The sequence below is a fragment of the Yersinia sp. FDAARGOS_228 genome (assembly GCF_002073315.2).
Taxonomy (GTDB): domain Bacteria; phylum Pseudomonadota; class Gammaproteobacteria; order Enterobacterales; family Enterobacteriaceae; genus Yersinia; species Yersinia intermedia.
The window spans coordinates 1,623,251-1,642,514 of the sequence record NZ_CP020409.2; the positions used below are offsets into that span (position 1 = coordinate 1,623,251).

A 19,264-nucleotide genomic window follows, 5' to 3' on the forward strand; every position below is an offset into this window, starting at 1 on the left:
AAGAGGTCATGATGAGTACTGAAATTAAAACTCAGGTCGTGGTACTTGGGGCAGGTCCAGCAGGGTACTCTGCTGCTTTTCGTTGCGCGGATTTAGGTTTAGAAACCATTCTGGTTGAGCGTTACTCTACTTTGGGTGGTGTTTGCCTGAATGTGGGTTGTATCCCTTCCAAGGCATTGTTGCACGTTGCCAAAGTTATCGAAGAAGCTAAGGCGCTGGCTGAACACGGTATCGTTTTTGGTGAGCCTAAAACTGACATTGATAAAGTCCGTGTCTGGAAAGAGAAAGTTATCAATCAGTTGACCGGTGGTTTGGCAGGTATGGCTAAAGGCCGTAAAGTCAAAGTGGTTAATGGTTTTGGTAAATTTACTGGCGCGAACACCTTAGTGGTTGAAGGTGAAAATGGCCCAACTACGATAACCTTCGATAACGCGATTATCGCCGCCGGTTCTCGCCCAATCCAACTGCCATTTATTCCTCATGAAGACCCACGAGTTTGGGACTCAACTGATGCACTGGCACTGAAAACCGTTCCTGAACGTCTGCTGGTTATGGGCGGGGGCATCATCGGTCTGGAAATGGGTACGGTTTACCATGCGCTAGGCTCGAAAATTGATGTGGTAGAAATGGCTGACCAGGTTATTCCGGCTGCTGATAAAGACGTGGTGAAAGTCTTCACCAAGCGCATCAGCAAGCAGTTTAACCTGATGCTGGAAACCAAAGTGACGGCGGTAGAAGCCAAAGAAGATGGTATCTATGTCACGATGGAAGGCAAAAAAGCGCCAGCAGAACCACAGCGCTATGATGCCGTTCTGGTAGCTATTGGCCGTGTACCTAACGGCAAATTGCTGGATGCCGGTCAGGCTGGCGTAGAAGTTGATGAGCGTGGCTTTATCCACGTTGATAAACAACTGCGTACCAACGTGCCGCATATCTTTGCTATCGGTGACATCGTGGGTCAGCCAATGCTGGCACATAAAGGTGTGCACGAAGGCCATGTTGCTGCTGAAGTTATCTCCGGCCTGAAACATTACTTCGATCCGAAAGTCATTCCATCTATTGCATACACTGAACCTGAAGTCGCATGGGTGGGTCTGACCGAGAAAGAAGCGAAAGAAAAAGGCATCAGCTTTGAGACCTCCACCTTCCCGTGGGCGGCATCGGGCCGTGCTATCGCTTCAGATTGCGCAGACGGTATGACTAAACTTATCTTCGACAAAGAAACTCACCGTATTATCGGTGGTGCCATTGTCGGGACTAACGGTGGTGAACTGTTAGGTGAAATCGGTCTGGCGATCGAGATGGGTTGTGATGCGGAAGATATCGCATTGACCATCCATGCTCACCCTACCTTGCATGAATCTGTCGGTCTGGCAGCGGAAATCTACGAAGGTAGCATTACCGACTTGCCTAACCCGAAAGCGAAAAAGAAATAATTTTTTGCGGATACAGTAAGATAATGAAGCGGCTCCTTAACAGGGGCCGTTTTTTTGTTTAAAGGTTTCTATCACCCAGGTATTTTTATTGAACTTGTTTTTCTTATCGATCAAACATTGGCCCCGCCCGTAGTTGACTGGGTGAAATATGAAAGGTACGCCGCAGTGCGGTGGCAAAATTGGCCGGGCTGGTATAGCCAGCAATGGCGGCGGCTTGATCGATACTGATCCCTTCTTTTTGTAATGCCAGCATGGCCCGCTTTAAACGACAATGGCGCAGATATTCAAATACCGTAATGTGGTAATTTTCACGAAAACGTCGCTGCAACGTGCTCTGGCTCATATTCACCAGACTGGCTAATTCACTCATCGATAGGTGGTCAGCCTCGCCACTTTCCAGCCAGTCACGTACCTGCTGAACCCGGTTCAACCCGCGTAATGAGATTTTATTTTGCTGCTGAGCTTGCTGCTCTAGTGAGCTGAACGCTTCAATGATCAGCCCAATACATTGTGTTTCCCATTGCAGTCGCTCCAGTGGCGTTGAAAAGGGTTTGGCGCTCGCTATTTTCTGAGCAATGGCTTGCGAGTGAACCGATGGACGCCATAAATGAATCGCCAGGTGCTGTTGGGTAAAGTTATACAGCGTATCCCATGCGCCAGCTTGTGGCAGCAAATCGCCATACAGCCATTCACGGTCAAAAGTCAGTGTTAGCGTGCGCTCGTGACGGTTGTTTTTACCGTGGCGGGTAAACAGGGTGTTTTCAGTTAACGAAACCAACGAAGCATCGCCTTTTTCCTGCAAATGCAACTGTTGACCGCCGAATGAGACATGCGCGCTGCCGTTAACCACAATAGCTAGCTTCAGTGCTGGATTAAGCCGGCTTTGTGTCTTGATATCACAGAGGTTGGTGACATTCGCGGTATGTAAAATCAGATGTGGGTTCAGACGCAATACTTGAAAATCGCCAAACAATACCGGGTCAGTGGGCAATGACTTCACGCTGCTCAGTTGATAATCACTGGCAACCAGATTCGATTGTTGCACAATTTGTTCACGATAAATCGGTTTGGATGAGGGAGAGACATTGAGCAATTTGTTTTTCTTCACCGTCGACATGATGAACTCTCCACTGACATTGACGTTATGACAAACAGATTTGCTGTTTGCACAAACCTTTTTCCTACATGCAAATGTAACAATTAGCGCGATGAATTGATAATGAAAATAATTATCAATCTTGTTCGTTTTTGTTGCCCCATGAATAGATTGCCAGAGATTTTACTGTGCGGATATTTGCTGTGGGCTTTTTTGCATCAGGGGAAAATGTAATGAAAGTAAAATGGCAACGGCGTTCTCTGACGACATTGATGGGTATCTGCATATCGACTCCGCTCTGGGCACAAACTCAAGCGGCAAATCAAACTGAGTCCACAGCAGCGACACAGACGACAGCGCAAACAACCGTCACCACATCGCAGCAAGAACCTACCGCGGCAGATGGGGCGGCAACCACCGGTGATACGCTGGTGGTGACCGCTCAGCAGCAAGTTCGTCAAGCGCTGGGGGCATCAACCATCACCGCAGACGATATCCGCAAACGGCCACCCGCGAATGATCTGTCCGAAATTATCCGCACCATGCCTGGCGTTAACCTTTCCGGTAATTCCGCCAGTGGTCAACGCGGCAATAATCGCCAAATTGATATTCGTGGTATGGGGCCAGAAAATACATTGATTATGATCGATGGCATACCGGTTTCGAGCCGTAATGCGGTGCGTTATGGCTGGCGTGGTGAACGTGATACCCGTGGTGACACCAACTGGGTTCCCGCGAACATGGTTGATAAAATCGAAGTCTTACGCGGCCCGTCAGCGGCACGCTATGGCAACGGTGCCGCAGGTGGCGTGGTGAATATCATCACCAAACAACCGGATAAAGAGTTACACGGTAGTTGGAACGCCTACATGAATATGCCGCAGCACAGTGAGGAAGGGGCGACCCGCCGTACCGACTTCAGTCTGATGGGGCCGTTAAGCGATACTGTCAGCTTCCGCCTATACGGTGGCTATAATAAAACCGATGCTGATGATTGGAATATTAACTCAGGTCATGAATCTGCCCGTACCGGTAACCAGGCTGGGACACTGCCTGCTGGCCGTGAAGGGGTACGAAATAAAGACATCAACGGGTTACTGCGTTGGGAATTCGCCCAAGGCCAATCTCTGGAGTTCGAGGCAGGTTATAGCCGTCAGGGGAATATTTATGCCGGCGATACGCAAAACACGAACAGCAATGCCATTGTTCGCAGCTTATATGGTGCGGAAACTAACGTTATGTACCGCGATAATTTCTCGCTAACACACCGTGGTTTTTGGGATAACGGCGTCAGTACAACCTCCTATTTTCAGTATGAGGATACGCGTAACTCACGAATTAATGAGGGGCTGGCGGGGGGTACAGAAGGCATATTCTCAAATAAATATTTCAGTACTATCAAGTTGGACAACTATTTAGCCCACTCTGAGATTAACCTTCCATTTGAATTGGGTGTTAATCAGGTGCTGACCGTGGGGGCGGAATGGAATGACCAGAAAATGAACGACCCCAGTTCCAATACCCAAACAACGAGTGAGGGTGGCAGTGTCAGCGGCTTGACAGGGACTGGGCGCAATACTCGTAGCTCGGCGCAGATAGCCTCGGTATTTGTTGAGGATAATATCGAGTTGACGGATACCACCATGCTCACCCCAGCACTGCGTTTTGATCATCACAGCACGGCGGGAAGTAACTGGAGTCCGGGCCTGAACCTGTCACAGGAACTGGGTGATTACTTCACCATGAAAATGGGTATCGCCCGTTCCTATAAAGCGCCAAACCTCTATCAAACCAATCCGAACTATCTGCTGTATAGCCGTGGTCAAGGTTGCTATGGCGGTGGCGGCAGTTGCTACTTGATGGGCAATGATTCTCTGTCTGCTGAAACCAGCGTAAACAAAGAGATCGGGTTCGAGTTTCACGATGACGGCATTATTGCTGGTATCACTTATTTCCGTAATGATTATCGTAATAAGATTGAGCCGGGTTTGGTCTCCCTTGGGACTGCCAGTGGTGGTACCGGTGCTTATGCTAATTCCGATATCTTCAAATGGAGTAACGTGCCGAAAGCATTGGTGGAAGGGCTGGAAGGTAACCTGACCGTACCATTCACCGAGACGGTAGAATGGCGCAGTAATCTGACCTACATGCTGGAGTCGAAGAACAAAAGCACCGGCGATTACTTATCGATTACGCCGGAGTTTACCTTAAATAGTTCACTGAACTGGCAGGCAACTGATGATTTGTCACTGCTATCCACCGTGACCTGGTATGGGCGTCAGAAGCCGAAAAAGTATGACTATCAAGGTCTGCCGGTCACAGGTACGGCACGTAATGAAGTCAGCCCTTATGCCATCTTTGGTCTCAGTGCTAGCTATACAGTGACAAAAAATGTCAGTGTCACCACCGGGATTGAAAACCTGTTCGACAAGCGCCAATTCCGTGCCGGGAATGCTCAGAACGTAGCCGGTATCGCGGGGGCGGGAGCGGCGACTTACAATGAACCGGGCCGGACATATTTTGTTAGCTTGAATACCCAATTCTAAATGCCCTTCCTACCAGGGGCATAACGTCTTTTGGCAAAGCAGAAACAGTCATTATCGGCTGTTTCTGTTTCATTTATCGCCACAATATTTTCCCTTCGTTATTTATCGCCCTAAAAGTCATATCGATAGCACGAGATCCTCACAGAGAGATGGTATCCATTCATTTACTATGGTTATCTTACAGCGATGTTTTTTGCGGGAATTGCCCTGCAGTAGGGGGCTAACTGAGAGCGGCTATCAATACTTCAGGTGATTACACTGCGCTCAACGATTCAGCAAAAATTTAATGTTGCTTTTATGTGAACGAATTAACACTGAGTTCAAATACTGATATGCTGGCTGAGCGAAACTGGGCATCTTACCTACACCTGGTGCATCAGTGATGATGGCTGGTGGCTACTGATAGCCTGGAAATATACCCAATAGATTTCAAGGTGCAGGCAGGCGGCCAACGAGAGAGTCCCGATGAACTTACATAAGTAAGTGATTCGGGTGAGCGAGAGCAGCCAACACATCTGCGGTTTGAAAGATGATGGGTATAAATGACAATAAAAGCGAGGAGAGAGTCGTGCTAGAAGAATACCGTAAGCACGTAGCTGAGCGTGCTGCTGAGGGCATCGTCCCCAAACCATTAGATGCATCACAAATGGCCGCGCTGGTTGAATCATTAAAAAATCCGCCTGCGGGCGAAGAAGAATTCTTGTTAGATCTGCTGATCAACCGTGTTCCACCTGGTGTTGATGAAGCAGCCTACGTTAAAGCCGGTTTCCTGGCGGCGATAGCCAAGGGCGAAGCCAGCTCCCCTCTGATTAACGCTGAAAAAGCGATTGAACTGCTTGGCACCATGCAGGGTGGTTATAACATTCATCCGCTGATTGATGCGTTAGATAACGAAAAGCTGGCCCCGATTGCGGGCAAAGCGTTATCTCACACCTTGCTGATGTTTGATAACTTCTACGATGTGGAAGAAAAAGCCAAAGCAGGTAATCCACACGCCAAGAAGGTGATGCAATCCTGGGCCGATGCCGAATGGTATCTCTCCCGCCCTGCGTTAGCCGATAAGATCACTGTCACAGTATTTAAAGTGACCGGTGAGACCAACACCGATGATTTGTCTCCGGCACCAGATGCCTGGTCACGCCCAGATATTCCATTACATGCCTTGGCGATGCTAAAGAATGCCCGTGAAGGTATTCACCCGGATCAACCAGGTAGTGTAGGCCCGATCAAACAGATCGAAGAACTGAACAAAATCGGTTTCCCGTTGGCCTACGTCGGCGATGTGGTCGGCACTGGCTCTTCCCGTAAATCCGCCACTAACTCCGTGTTGTGGTTTATGGGTGATGACATCCCTCATGTGCCAAACAAACGCGGCGGCGGCGTGGTGCTAGGCAGCAAAATCGCCCCGATCTTCTTTAACACCATGGAAGATGCTGGTGCGCTGCCAATTGAAGTGGATGTTGCCAATCTGAATATGGGCGACGTGATTGATATCTTCCCGTATTTGGGCGAAGTACGCCGCCATGATACCGGTGAGATACTCGCAACCTTCGAGCTTAAAACAGACGTATTGCTAGATGAAGTACGCGCTGGTGGCCGTATTCCACTGATCGTTGGCCGTGGCTTGACCACCAAAGCTCGTGAATCACTGGGTCTGCCAGTTAGCGAAGTCTTCCGTGTGGCGAAGCCGGTTGCCAAAAGCAATAAAGGCTTCTCGCTGGCACAGAAAATGGTTGGTCGCGCATGTGGCGTTGAAGGCGTGCGCCCAGGTGAATACTGCGAACCTAAGATGACCTCGGTCGGTTCACAGGACACCACTGGCCCGATGACCCGTGATGAGCTGAAAGACTTGGCATGTCTGGGCTTCTCTGCCGATTTGGTGATGCAGTCATTCTGCCATACTGCCGCTTATCCTAAGCCTGTTGATGTGACCACTCATCATACTTTGCCTGATTTCATTATGAACCGTGGTGGTGTATCACTGCGCCCAGGTGATGGCATCATCCACTCGTGGTTGAACCGCATGCTGTTGCCAGATACGGTGGGTACTGGTGGTGATTCCCATACCCGCTTCCCTATTGGGATCTCCTTCCCGGCAGGTTCTGGTCTGGTGGCCTTTGCAGCAGCAACCGGCGTAATGCCGCTGGATATGCCTGAATCTGTATTGGTGCGTTTTAAAGGTGAAATGCAACCGGGTATCACTCTGCGTGATCTGGTGCATGCTATTCCTTACTACGCAATCCAGGAAGGTTTACTGACGGTTGAGAAACAGGGTAAGAAGAACATCTTCTCTGGCCGTATTCTGGAAATTGAAGGTTTGCCAGAGCTGAAAGTCGAGCAAGCGTTCGAACTGGCTGATGCCTCTGCTGAGCGTTCTGCTGCCGGTTGTACCATTAAACTGGATAAAGCGCCGATTATCGAATACCTGCAATCCAATATCGTCTTGTTGAAGTGGATGATTGCTGAAGGCTACGGTGACCGTCGTACGTTGGAGCGCCGTGTTAATGGTATGGAAAGCTGGCTGGCGAATCCAAATCTATTGGAAGGCGACGCCGATGCGGAATATGCAGCGGTGATCGAAATCGATCTGGCTGATATCACGCAACCTATTCTGTGTGCGCCAAACGATCCAGATGATGCCCGCTTATTGTCTGATGTGGCGAATAGCAAGATCGATGAAGTGTTTATCGGTTCTTGTATGACCAACATCGGCCATTTCCGCGCGGCAGGTAAGTTGCTGGATCAACACAAAGGCCAATTGCCAACACGTTTGTGGGTTGCACCGCCGACCAAAATGGATGCCGCGCAGTTGACCGAAGAGGGCTACTACAGCGTCTTTGGTAAAAGTGGTGCCCGTATTGAGATCCCAGGCTGCTCACTGTGTATGGGTAACCAGGCTCGCGTTGCGGATGGTGCGACGGTTGTTTCTACATCAACCCGTAACTTCCCGAATCGCTTGGGTACCGGCGCGAATGTTTATCTGGCTTCGGCAGAACTGGCGGCGATCGCGTCATTGCTGGGGCGTTTGCCAACGCCTGAGGAATATCAAACTTATATGGCTCAGGTTGATAAGACCGCAGAGGATACTTATCGCTACCTGAACTTCGATCAGTTGAGCCAATATACTGATAAAGCTGACGGTGTTATCTTCCAAACCGCCGTCTAAACAGCGATACCCTTTGTCTTTGGCGTTACAGGGTTGTTAGCTTACCGCCTACCTGTAACACCAATTACGTTGGGTATGATGTATAATCCGTATCTGACGGGAGGCCAATGGCCTCCCGTTTCTATTTTAAACAAATCGTCTGGTAGTGAAATCTTAGCGGTATTTACCGGCTTTGCGAGCTTGCGCCAAGTGGGTGGGCTAAATACGGTTACAATAATTATAAGAGCATCAGGAGGGCATGCTATGGACTATGAATTCTTGCGTGATCTAACAGGGCAAGTACTGGTCAGATTCTCCATGGGACATGAAGTGATCGGCCATTGGCTCAATGAAGAGATTAAGGGCGATTTGGCGAAACTGGATCAAATTGAAGCCGCCGCCATGGAAGTGAAGGGCAGTGAGCGGCAGTGGCAGTTGACCGGCCATGAATATACGTTGTGGCTGGATGGGGAAGAAGTGATGGTTCGTGCCAATCAACTGGATCTTGACGGTGATGAGATGGAAGAGGGCATGAATTACTATGATGAAGAAAGCCTCTGCCTGTGCGGGTTAGAAGACTTTCTATTGGTATTGAAAGGCTATCGTAGCTTCATCATTTCTAAATAAAATATTTACTCAAAGAACTTGGAGTCGCTACCTACTTGCGGCTTCAAGTCCGAAGGGGATTGCGGCTGGCAGACCAGCACAGCAGAGAACCGACCACCACCATCGCCACTCCGGGCCAGAACGCGGCTGAGGGCTGGGTATTGAGCCACAAGCTGGCAATCAATATCGAGAGCAGTGGTGTGAAATAGGACAACGCAGCCACTAATGTGGCATTGCCCTTTTTCATGGCAATATCCCAACACAGATAGGCCAGCGCAGTGTTGGCGCCCATCAGTAATAGCTCAAAGGTGGCGCGCTGGGTGAAATGCAACTTGCCGGGGGTCAGCATAAAGAACATGACCCACAAACACAGGGCGCAGGCGAGTAAAAACAGCGGCAACGCCCCTGGCCCCTGACTGTACAAACGAACCAGATTGGAATAAGCCGCCCAGGTGAACGCCGCGATAAGTGCCAGGCTGTAGGCCAGTGGGTTACTGCTGACATTGGCACTCAATACGCCGATATCTAGCCCGTCCCCCCCACTGACTACCCAGATTACACCGAATAGAGCCAGTGCTGCGCCCGGCCATAACCACCAACGGGCGCGCAGTTTAAGCAGCGGAACCGCTAATAGCAGGGTTAAACTTGGCCACAGGTAATTGATCAGGCCAATCTCCAGTGTCTGCTGACGGTCATTAGCCATACCAATAGCCAAAGCGAATGCCACCATATACACCACAAATAGCAAACCACAACCGTACAGATAAGCTGGATGCTGCCCACGCAGCGTAGGTTTACCCGCCACCAACCACACCAACATCCCGCTCACGCTATAAATTGCCGCCCCCGCGCCAAACGGACCCAATGTTTCAGATAGGCCGCGTGTTAAAGCGACACTCATGCTCCAAAGCAGGATTGCAATGATGCCATACAGGGTGGGGAGGCGGTTCATTCGAGGGGCCATTCCTTGCAGTGGAGGGAATAACCGGGCAAAAAGAACCATGCCCGGTTAATCAGTTTCTTTGTGACTTATTATTGATTAATAACCTATAAATACAAATGATTATCAGCAATTTATCACATTTCTGGCAAATTACGCCCGTAGTAAATTTCCTGCATTTCTTTGTATAACAGGCGAGTAATACGTTCTCGTTCTTCTGCGTTCAGCTCTTCTGGCTTGGCGTTAAACAGGTAATGCTTCAAATCGAAGTCTTTCAACATCATTTTGGTATGAAAGATGTTTTCTTGATAAACATTCACATCCATCATGTAATACAACGATTTCATATCGTCTGACATAAAGTTCTGAATCGAGTTGATTTTATGATCGATAAAATGCTTAACCCCATTGATATCACGGGTAAAACCCCGCACACGATAATCCATCGTAACAATGTCGGACTCTAACTGGTGGATAAGGTAATTCAGGGCTTTAAGCGGTGAAATTACGCCACAGGTTGAGACTTCGATATCTGCGCGGAAAGTGCATAACCCCCCTTCAGGGTGGCTTTCTGGATAGGTATGGACACAGATATGGCTCTTGTCCAGATGGGCCACTACTGCATTTGGTAGCGGGCCGGGGTGCTCAGAGGTATCAACATCGCACGGATCGACCGGCTCTTCGCTAACCAGAATGGTGACACTGGCTCCCTGAGGGTCGTAATCCTGACGTGCGATATTCAATATATTCGCGCCAATGATCGAGCAGGTTTCGCTCAAGATCTCGGTCAGGCGGTTGGCATTGTACTGTTCGTCAATGTAGGCGATATAGCCATCGCGGTCGTCTGCGGTCTTGGCATAACAAATATCGTAAATACAAAAACTCAGGCTCTTGGTCAGGTTGTTGAAGCCGTGTAGTTTAAGCTTGGACAATTTAGTTCACCTCCTTACGGATTATCAACGTTTGGCCGTTAAGGCATCCAGCAGATACTGTGGCAAGGCAAAGCTGCCGACATGAATAGCTGGGTTATAGTAGCGGCAGGTCAGGCCCGCATTGGCAAAACGCTGTTGCAGGGTGGGCAGATCTAACAGACGCAGCGATGGGTTCTGAGTTGCCCAAGCGAAGGTCATGATACCGCCGTAATATGTCGGAATTGCTGCCTGATAAAAACTGACATCGCTGAAATAGTGACTAAGCTTATTGTGGCTATCCACGGCTTCATCCTGTTGTAGGAAGCAGACACCGTTTTGTGCCACAAAAATGCCGCCTTGGTTCAGGCTACGGGCGCATCCCTCGTAGAAAGCGGAGGTAAACAGGCTTTCCCCTGGGCCGATGGGGTCGGTACAGTCGGAGATGATAACATCGAATTTTTCAGTGGTCTGGTTAACGAAGTTAACACCATCATCAATAACCAATGTGAACCGCGGATCATCATAGGCACCCGCACTGTGATTTGGCAGATATTGGCGGCAGAACGCCACGACACCGGCATCAATTTCCACCATGGTAATCTGTTCGATATTTTTATGGCGGCTGACTTCGCGCAGCATCGCACCATCGCCACCACCAATGATAAGCACCTTTTTCGCCTGACCGTGGGCCAGTAAAGGCACATGAGTCATCATTTCGTGATAGATAAACTCATCGCGCTCAGTGGTTTGAACCACGCCATCCAGTGCCATGACACGGCCCAGCACGGGATTGTCAAAAATCACCAGATCCTGATGCTCGGTTTTCTCGCGGTACAGCACATTTTCTACTGAAAAATACTGGCCGAAATTGGCATGTAATGTTTCATACCATAGTTCTTTCTGTGACATGTTCGGGGCTTCTCCTTCGCAGTAACAGCCATGAAAAATGGGGGCAACATCATAGCCAACTCTGGATGAGGTTGCACGGTGGAATTACAGACTGAAAGGGTAAAGGCGGGATCGTTAGTTTGCGTAAGCCAATAAACTCAAAGAGTCACGGGCCAGAGACTTGCATTTGGTAGGAACTGGAATAGCGATACCACGCAGGTCGCGATAGCTATCTTCGCCTAACGCTTTCATATTAAAGCTATTGTAGTTACGCAGATCCCAACGATTTTGTTGAGCAAAATAGACGATAGCCCGCTTAATTTCGTTATTGGGTAATTCGTTATAACCACAATCATTTTTCAGATAGACAAATACCGCAGTCAGATCCGCAAGATCTTCTGCTTCGGATTCACTTAATGCAGAACTGGCGGATGAAAATCCGCACAGAGTAAGCAGCAGCATAACTAACGTTGTTCTTTTCATAGCGGAAACAGGCTTATTTATTGTTAACAGACGTTATCACACTGTGATGGTCCAGAGTAAATTTTATTATGCCCTTTATACTTGAACGCAGGGGGAGTTACGTTCGTATCCGCGCCAGGTAAGAGCACTGTAAACAGCGTTTAAATCCACTGATGGCAGATTTGTCACCCGAATCACTTACTTTACGTGGATTGATTCACCGAGTGATTGATTACATCTTGACCTTCCAGTAAGGGGAGGGTTTAAGCTCACAGACTGCTGTTTTTGTGTCTTGCAGGCACCCACTTATTATACAGAATGGAGACGACCATGCATCGCCGTGATTTTATCAAATTAACGGCAGCTCTTGGAGCCGCCACTTCACTACCTTTATGGAGCCGCGCGGCCTTAGCCGCAGATTTCTCACCGCTCCCTATTCCGCCTTTGCTCCAGCCCGATGCCCATGGAAAGATTAACCTGAATATCCAGACCAGTACGGTGGCCTGGTTGCCTTCCGCCGCGACGCAGACCTGGGGCTATAATGGTAATCTATTGGGGCCAGCCATCCGTTTGCAACGAGGCAAACCAGTCACTATTGATGTCACCAACTCCCTACCAGAAGCGACCACGGTGCATTGGCACGGTCTGGAAATCCCCGGCGAAGTGGACGGTGGCCCACAGGCACTGATTCAACCCGGCACAACCCGGCAGATTACTTTTAGTGTCGATCAACCCGCGGCTACCTGCTGGTTCCATCCTCACACTCACGGGAAAACTGGCCATCAGGTGGCCATGGGGTTAGGTGGGTTGGTACTGATTGATGACAGTGATAGCGAAAAACTTCCTCTGCCGAAGCAGTGGGGTGTAGACGATATCCCCGTTATTTTACAGGATAAATTACTGGGTAAAGATGGGCAGATTGACTATCAGTTAGATGTGATGACTGCGGCTGTTGGTTGGTTTGGCGATCGGATGTTTACCAACGGGGCACACTATCCGCAGCAAATCACCCCGCGCGGTTGGGTGCGACTAAGACTGCTCAATGGCTGTAATGCCCGTTCCCTTAACCTGGCTCTCAGCGATGGCCGCCCGATGTATGTGATTGCCAGCGACGGTGGCTTACTGGCCGAACCGGTAGCCGTACGTGAGTTACCTATATTGATGGGCGAACGTTTTGAGGTGCTGGTAGATACCGCTGATGGCAAGCCGCTTGATCTGGTTACCTTGCCGGTGAAACAGATGGGCATGACGTTGGCACCGTTCGATAAACCATTACCGGTATTGCGTATTCAGCCATCACTGGCCGCAGGTAGCAAGGTGTTACCTGATTCGCTGGTTGTGATACCGGCATTAGCCGATGCCGCAGGCCTGCAAGAGCGCTGGTTGCAACTGATGATGGATCCAAAATTGGATATGCTAGGGATGCAAGCGCTGATGAGCCGTTATGGTATGCAAGCCATGGCTGGCATGAACATGGGTACCGGAGCCATGAATGGTATGAGTCACGGCAATATGGCCGGTATGGAGAGCGGCAATATGAAAGGTATGGATCATGGCGCAATGAAAGGCGAGGCGGCTTTTGATTTCAGCCACGCCAATATGATTAACGGTAAAGCATTCTCGATGACTGAACCGGCGTTTGATGCCAAGCTCGGGAAATTTGAGAAGTGGACCGTTTCTGGTGAAGGCGACATGATGTTACACCCCTTCCATGTGCACGGGACACAGTTCCGTATTTTGACAGAAAATGGTAAACCACCAGCAGAGCATCGCCGAGGCTGGAAAGATATTGTGCGAGTGGAAGGTGCGCGCAGTGAGATATTGGTGCGTTTTAGTCACCTTGCTCCTGCCAGTACGCCTTATATGGCGCACTGCCATATGTTGGAACATGAAGATACTGGCATGATGCTGGGCTTTACCGTCAGCGCTTAAGGCGTATCAACAGGTTATGTTTGCGGCGGGTGAGTCCGTCGCAACATGGCTCAGGCTATGGTAAACTCAGCGGCTTTCTTCCGGCAAGCAACGTAAAAAAGCGACGTGAATACCTATGAAACACACTGTAGAAGTCATGATTTCCGAACAGGAAGTCAAAACCCGAATTGCCGAATTAGGCCGCCAAATCTCCGAACACTACCGTGACAGTGGCAGTGAAATGGTGCTGGTGGGGTTGCTCCGTGGCTCATTTATGTTTATGGCTGACTTATGCCGTGCTATTGATGTTTCTCATGAAGTCGATTTTATGACGGCCTCCAGCTACGGCAATGGCATGAGTACCACGCGAGATGTGAAAATCTTGAAAGATTTGGATGAAGATATTCGTGGTAAAGATGTGCTGATTGTTGAAGATATAATCGATTCCGGTAATACATTAAGTAAAGTGCGTGAAATTCTGCAATTGCGTGGGCCAAAATCATTGGCTATCTGCACGTTGCTGGATAAACCAGAGCGTCGTGAAGTGCAAGTGCCAGTCGAGTGGGTTGGCTTCACCATTCCTGATGAGTTCGTTGTGGGTTACGGCATCGATTATGCCCAGCGCTACAGGCATTTGCCGTATGTAGGCAAAGTCGTGATGTTTGACGAGTGATCAGGAGCGGCTACTGTACGTCGCCATTTTGAGATTACGCAGTACTCAGAATCCTCACGTAGCCATGATTTATAAAGTCATGGTGTACGCTCCGGTTCTTGCGTGCTGGGCGCACTCAAACTGACTTAGCTCGCTACGCCTTATTTGCCGCTGGTCACTGCACGTCAATATTTTGAGTTCGAGTGTCTTTAGCAGCATTTAGGGATGGGAGAGGGTGTGCTTGAACACCCTCCCTGGCGGCTGTTCAGTCTTTTCTGTTAGGTTGCAGTAACTTTGCCATCGCTTCACGGTAAAGGACTTCAAGGCTACTGAGGCTGGTGGCCGAGACTTTCAAATCAGTCAGTTTGCCATCTTCAATACCATAGACCCAGCCGTGAATCATGGCTTTCTGCCCACGTTTCCAGGCGGAACGGACAATAGTCGAATGACCCAGGTTATAGACTTGTTCCACAACGTTGATTTTACATAACATATCACTGCGTTCTTCTTGTGGTAACTCACCCAGCAGTGAGCTGTGTTTATACCAAAGATCACGAATATGCAGTAACCAGTTATCGATAAGGCCCATCTCTTCACCTTTGATCGCCGCTTCGACACCGCCACAACCAAGGTGACCACAGATAATGATGTGTTCGACCTGTAGAACATCAATAGCGTACTGTACAACCGACAGGCAATTCAGATCCGTATGGATAACCAGATTGGCAACGTTACGGTGAACAAATAATTCACCTGCCTTCAGCCCGGTTAGCTGCTCTGCGGGGACGCGGCTGTCTGAACAGCCAATCCACAGAAACCGGGGTTTCTGGGCTTGCGCCAAGTGTTCAAAAAAATCGGGGTCATCTTTACTGATAGTGTTTGACCAGATGTCATTATTCGCGAGGAGCTTCTCTATTTCTTTCATTAATGTAAATAGCCTGTAATGAACGGATTGCGATAAGATAATATACGGCAAGGATGACGATTTTGAAATCGGAACAGTGGCCCTGTTGATCGCGCAATTTTCGTCTGCGTAATATCTTCTCGGTATCTCTACACATGATCCCTTTTGCTCCCCGTAACTTGCCCTGATAGGTGGGTTAAGCAAGGCATAGACATGCTGTTATCGCTGAGAAACTCATAGAATAAGGTTCTTTTTTACTTATGACATATGCACTGGAAATAACGCAACTGACCAAAACCTATGCTGGCGGCGTTCATGCGCTGCGTGGCATTGATCTGCACGTAGAGGCAGGTGACTTTTATGCCTTGCTTGGGCCGAATGGCGCGGGTAAATCTACCACCATTGGCATTATCAGTTCATTAGTGAACAAAACGTCCGGTAAGGTGCAGGTCTTTGGTTATGATATTGATAGTGATATCGTGAATGCCAAACGCCAACTTGGGTTAGTGCCACAGGAGTTTAACTTCAACCCATTCGAGACGGTGTTGCAAATTGTGATTACCCAAGCTGGGTATTACGGTGTCACACGGCGCGAAGCGTTGCAACGTGCGGAGAAATACCTCACTCAGTTGGATTTGTGGAGCAAACGCAATGAGCGGGCTATCCGGCTGTCGGGCGGGATGAAGCGCCGTTTGATGATTGCCCGTGCGCTGATGCATGAGCCAAAGTTGCTGATCCTCGATGAACCTACTGCTGGGGTGGATATCGAGTTGCGCCGCTCAATGTGGGGGTTCCTGAAAGAGCTGAATGCGCAGGGGACTACCATCATTCTGACTACCCACTATCTGGAAGAAGCAGAAATGCTGTGCCGTAACATTGGCATTATCCAAAATGGTGAGTTGGTGGAAAATACCACCATGAAACAGTTACTTGGCAAACTTGAGTCAGAAACCTTTATTTTTGATTTAGGTATTAAAAGCCCGCTACCTAAGCTGGAAGGTTATAGTTATCGCCTGACGGACACCTCAACGTTGGAGGTTGATGTTAAGCGTGAGCAAGGTCTGAATGGTTTATTCAGTCAACTGAACGCTCAGGGTATTCAGGTACAAAGTATGCGTAACAAGGCCAACCGTCTGGAAGAGTTATTTGTCACCTTGGTTAATGGTAACGGGGGAGAGAAAGCATGACCCGCCTTTATTGGGTAGCATTACAGAGTATTTGGATCAAAGAAATCACGCGATTTGCACGTATCTGGATTCAAACACTGGTACCACCGGTGATAACCATGTCGCTCTATTTCGTTATTTTCGGTAACCTGATTGGTGCCCGAATTGGTGATATGGGCGGTTTTGATTATATGCAATTTATCGTTCCTGGCCTGATTATGATGGCGGTGATCACCAACTCATATGCTAACGTCGCGGCATCGTTCTTTGGTGCTAAATTCCAGCGCAGTATCGAAGAGTTGCTGGTAGCACCGGTCCCCACACATATTGTGATTATTGGTTATGTCGGCGGTGGGGTCGCCCGTGGGATCTGTGTCGGTATTCTGGTAACGATTATCTCGCTGTTCTTCGTACCGTTGCATGTCCACTCTTGGTCAATGATTGCTCTGACATTGATGCTGACGGCCATTCTGTTTTCCCTCGGTGGGTTACTGAATGCGGTATTTGCCAAGACGTTCGATGATATCAGCCTGGTACCTACTTTTGTGCTAACCCCCTTGACGTATCTGGGCGGGGTCTTTTACTCACTATCATTACTGCCACCATTCTGGCAGGCGGTATCGAAGCTAAACCCCATTGTGTACATGATCAGCGGCTTCCGTTATGGGTTCCTCGGTATCTCAGATGTACCACTGGTACTGACCATTGGTGTTTTGGTGGTATTCATCGCGGTGTTTTATGCGTGGGCTTGGTATTTGATAGAGCGTGGTCGTGGGCTACGTACCTAATACCCTTCGACCTTGACGTTACAGCGGTGTTGGCTACGTTCACTTACCCGAATCACTTACTTATGTAAGCTCATCGGGATGCGCTGACTTGCCGCCTTGCTGTAACGCCAATGACTTTGGGTATTCTTTTCGGCCTTGACGTTACAGCGGTGTTGGCTACGTTCACTTACCCGAATCACTTACTTATGTAAGCATCATCGGGATGCGCTGACTTGCCGCCTTGCTGTAACGCCAATGGCTTTGGTTATTAGCAAAGATTGATCGTGAATTATTAGTTAGTTAATTGTTGTTAATGCTGGAATTTAATCGTAATAAATAATGTCTCCATCTAATATCATCTTTCTCAACTTCCTGCGTCTCGTGCTATGCTGGCGCACCGGATTTTCCCCTTTTCAATGCAGCGCCAAATGCGCATAAGTAGAACGATAATGTGGCATAAAAACAGAATAGCTATTGGGATGCTACTCGGTCTTGTCATGTCGGTAATGATACCGGCAACCCATGCAGATCTCTTACCTGATCAAGCAACTCTTACGCCGAAATTTATGGTTGCACAGCGTGATAGCGAAATATACTCACTGGTTGGTGAGAAGGTCATTCCTGTCGGTGAAATTAAAGAAGACCAACTTATCCAGGTTTTGCCAGCCGCTGCAGAATACTATGAATTTAAATTTGGCAATGGTATCGGCTTTATTGATAAAGACGATTTAAAAGATATCAACAAAGAACGAAAAACCAACGATATCTTGGGCGATTTGAATAAACCGCTGCCAAATCAAAATATACTGATCAAGCGTGAAACCCCGGTTTATCTGGCGGCGGATGTGCGCAGCGAGCAGTTTGCTACGCTGGTAGATAACTTGCGCTACCCTATTATAGGTAAGTTGAAAGATCGGTTAGGGAATACTTGGTATCAGGTGAATATCGGCGATCGTTTAGGGTATGTGAGTAGTGCCGATGCTGAAATCGATAATGGCATTCCGATCTTGACCTATCACCATATGTTGAAAAATGAGGAAAATAAACGTTTCCTCAACACATCAACGACCACCTCTGATGCGGCATTCAGTAACCAGATGACCTATCTCAAGCAGACAGGTTACGACACGATTTCGCTCTATCAGCTTGAAGGTTATCTCAATAACAAGATTAATCTGCCCGCGAAAGTTGTCGTCCTGACATTTGATGATGGCCTTAAATCGGTTCACCGCTACGCTTATCCGGTTTTGAAAGAAAACGGCTTCCGGGCCACTGCGTTTATTATTTCATCACGCATTAAGCGCCATCCACAAAAATGGAACCCTGACTCATTACAGTTTATGAGTATTTCTGAACTGAAAGAGATTCAGGATGTATTTGATGTTCAGTCTCATACCCATTTTTTACACCGGACTGATAATAAACGTAACCCTATCTTATTGAGCCGTTCTTATCACAATATTGTTTTTGACTTTGAACACTCACGAAGAGCGTTATCTCAATTTAATCCGCACGTGATTTTTCTGTCGTATCCCTTTGGTGGCTTTAACCAAACCGCTATTGATGCCGCAAAGAATGCAGGGTTCCATTTAGCGGTGACTACCATGCAAGGTAAGGTAAAACCGGGCGATAATCCGTATACGCTTAAGCGATTGTATATTTTACGGACTGATTCAATACCGACCATGGCCGCACGTATTGCCAATGAGCCGGGTCAAGTATCGATACCTGCTGCACCGGCGGTGATGGAATCAGATTAGCTGCTGGCTGGTATGATTTTACGGTGTGAAAAAGGCGCTTTTGTTTAAGCGCCTTTTTTATGGTGCAACTACAC

General features: G+C 48.5%; 15 protein-coding genes. 9 read left to right on the plus strand and 6 right to left on the minus strand.

The genetic code is table 11. The features are described from left to right. Positions 1-11: 11 nt before the first annotated feature. Positions 12-1,436, plus strand: coding sequence for a dihydrolipoyl dehydrogenase (gene lpdA, locus A6J67_RS07405; protein ID WP_050086092.1), 1,425 nt, complete (start codon positions 12-14; stop codon positions 1,434-1,436). A gap of 103 nt (positions 1,437-1,539) precedes the next feature. Here lpdA and A6J67_RS07410 read toward each other — a convergent pair whose 3' ends face one another. Continuing rightward, complete coding sequence (locus A6J67_RS07410) at positions 1,540-2,553, minus strand: helix-turn-helix domain-containing protein (protein WP_005181485.1); 1,014 nt, start codon at positions 2,551-2,553, stop codon at positions 1,540-1,542. A gap of 212 nt (positions 2,554-2,765) precedes the next feature. Here A6J67_RS07410 and A6J67_RS07415 point away from each other — a divergent pair, with 212 nt between their 5' ends. The 3 genes from A6J67_RS07415 (at position 2,766) to yacL (ending at position 8,850) form a co-directional block, all read left to right on the plus strand. After that, entirely contained in the window at positions 2,766-5,078 is a 2,313-nt protein-coding gene (locus A6J67_RS07415; protein ID WP_032905466.1) for a TonB-dependent siderophore receptor, read from the plus strand. Between the two features lie 568 nt (positions 5,079-5,646). After that, positions 5,647-8,244 carry a bifunctional aconitate hydratase 2/2-methylisocitrate dehydratase gene (acnB, locus tag A6J67_RS07425; protein WP_005181489.1) on the plus strand — a complete coding sequence of 866 codons (2,598 nt, stop codon included), beginning with the start codon at positions 5,647-5,649 and terminating at the stop codon, positions 8,242-8,244. Positions 8,245-8,487: 243 nt separating this feature from the next. Beyond that, positions 8,488-8,850: a protein YacL gene (yacL, locus tag A6J67_RS07430; RefSeq protein ID WP_032905467.1), complete on the plus strand. Its 363-nt coding sequence runs from the start codon at positions 8,488-8,490 to the stop codon at positions 8,848-8,850. Positions 8,851-8,893: 43 nt separating this feature from the next. Here yacL and yddG read toward each other — a convergent pair whose 3' ends face one another. The 4 genes from yddG to A6J67_RS07450 all read right to left on the minus strand — a co-directional run bounded on the left by yddG (position 8,894) and on the right by A6J67_RS07450 (position 12,051). Then, positions 8,894-9,781 (minus strand): aromatic amino acid DMT transporter YddG, encoded by an 888-nt coding sequence (yddG, locus tag A6J67_RS07435; RefSeq protein WP_050089220.1) that lies wholly within the window; start codon positions 9,779-9,781, stop codon positions 8,894-8,896. A 125-nt stretch (positions 9,782-9,906) separates the two neighbouring features. After that, positions 9,907-10,701, minus strand: a complete 795-nt coding sequence (gene speD, locus A6J67_RS07440; protein WP_005181495.1) for an adenosylmethionine decarboxylase — start codon at positions 10,699-10,701, stop codon at positions 9,907-9,909. A gap of 24 nt (positions 10,702-10,725) precedes the next feature. Then, a complete protein-coding gene (gene speE, locus A6J67_RS07445; RefSeq protein WP_005181497.1) occupies positions 10,726-11,589 on the minus strand; it encodes a polyamine aminopropyltransferase in 864 nt (287 codons plus the stop codon). A 114-nt stretch (positions 11,590-11,703) separates the two neighbouring features. Then, complete coding sequence (locus A6J67_RS07450; RefSeq protein ID WP_032898327.1) at positions 11,704-12,051, minus strand: YacC family pilotin-like protein; 348 nt, start codon at positions 12,049-12,051, stop codon at positions 11,704-11,706. Between the two features lie 309 nt (positions 12,052-12,360). Between A6J67_RS07450 and cueO the strand changes: the two genes are divergently transcribed. Beyond that, the gene (cueO, locus tag A6J67_RS07455; protein ID WP_080608110.1) at positions 12,361-13,962 is read left to right on the plus strand and encodes a multicopper oxidase CueO; all 1,602 of its coding nucleotides are present in this window, start codon (positions 12,361-12,363) and stop codon (positions 13,960-13,962) included. A 115-nt stretch (positions 13,963-14,077) separates the two neighbouring features. Continuing rightward, a complete protein-coding gene (gene hpt, locus A6J67_RS07460; RefSeq protein WP_005167149.1) occupies positions 14,078-14,614 on the plus strand; it encodes a hypoxanthine phosphoribosyltransferase in 537 nt (178 codons plus the stop codon). 244 nt (positions 14,615-14,858) lie between these two features. On the opposite strand, the gene can is transcribed toward hpt, so the two are convergent. Beyond that, complete coding sequence (gene can / locus A6J67_RS07465) at positions 14,859-15,518, minus strand: carbonate dehydratase (RefSeq protein WP_005181509.1); 660 nt, start codon at positions 15,516-15,518, stop codon at positions 14,859-14,861. A 239-nt stretch (positions 15,519-15,757) separates the two neighbouring features. Here can and A6J67_RS07470 point away from each other — a divergent pair, with 239 nt between their 5' ends. From A6J67_RS07470 to A6J67_RS07480, 3 genes are all read left to right on the plus strand, one after another. Next, positions 15,758-16,684, plus strand: coding sequence for an ABC transporter ATP-binding protein (locus tag A6J67_RS07470; RefSeq protein ID WP_005181512.1), 927 nt, complete (start codon positions 15,758-15,760; stop codon positions 16,682-16,684). Next, positions 16,681-17,451, plus strand: coding sequence for an ABC transporter permease (locus A6J67_RS07475; RefSeq protein WP_032905468.1), 771 nt, complete (start codon positions 16,681-16,683; stop codon positions 17,449-17,451). The genes A6J67_RS07470 and A6J67_RS07475 overlap by 4 nt, the downstream gene beginning before the upstream one ends. 428 nt (positions 17,452-17,879) lie before the next feature. After that, positions 17,880-19,190, plus strand: a complete 1,311-nt coding sequence (locus tag A6J67_RS07480) for a polysaccharide deacetylase family protein (protein ID WP_050296838.1) — start codon at positions 17,880-17,882, stop codon at positions 19,188-19,190. Positions 19,191-19,264: the final 74 nt, after the last annotated feature.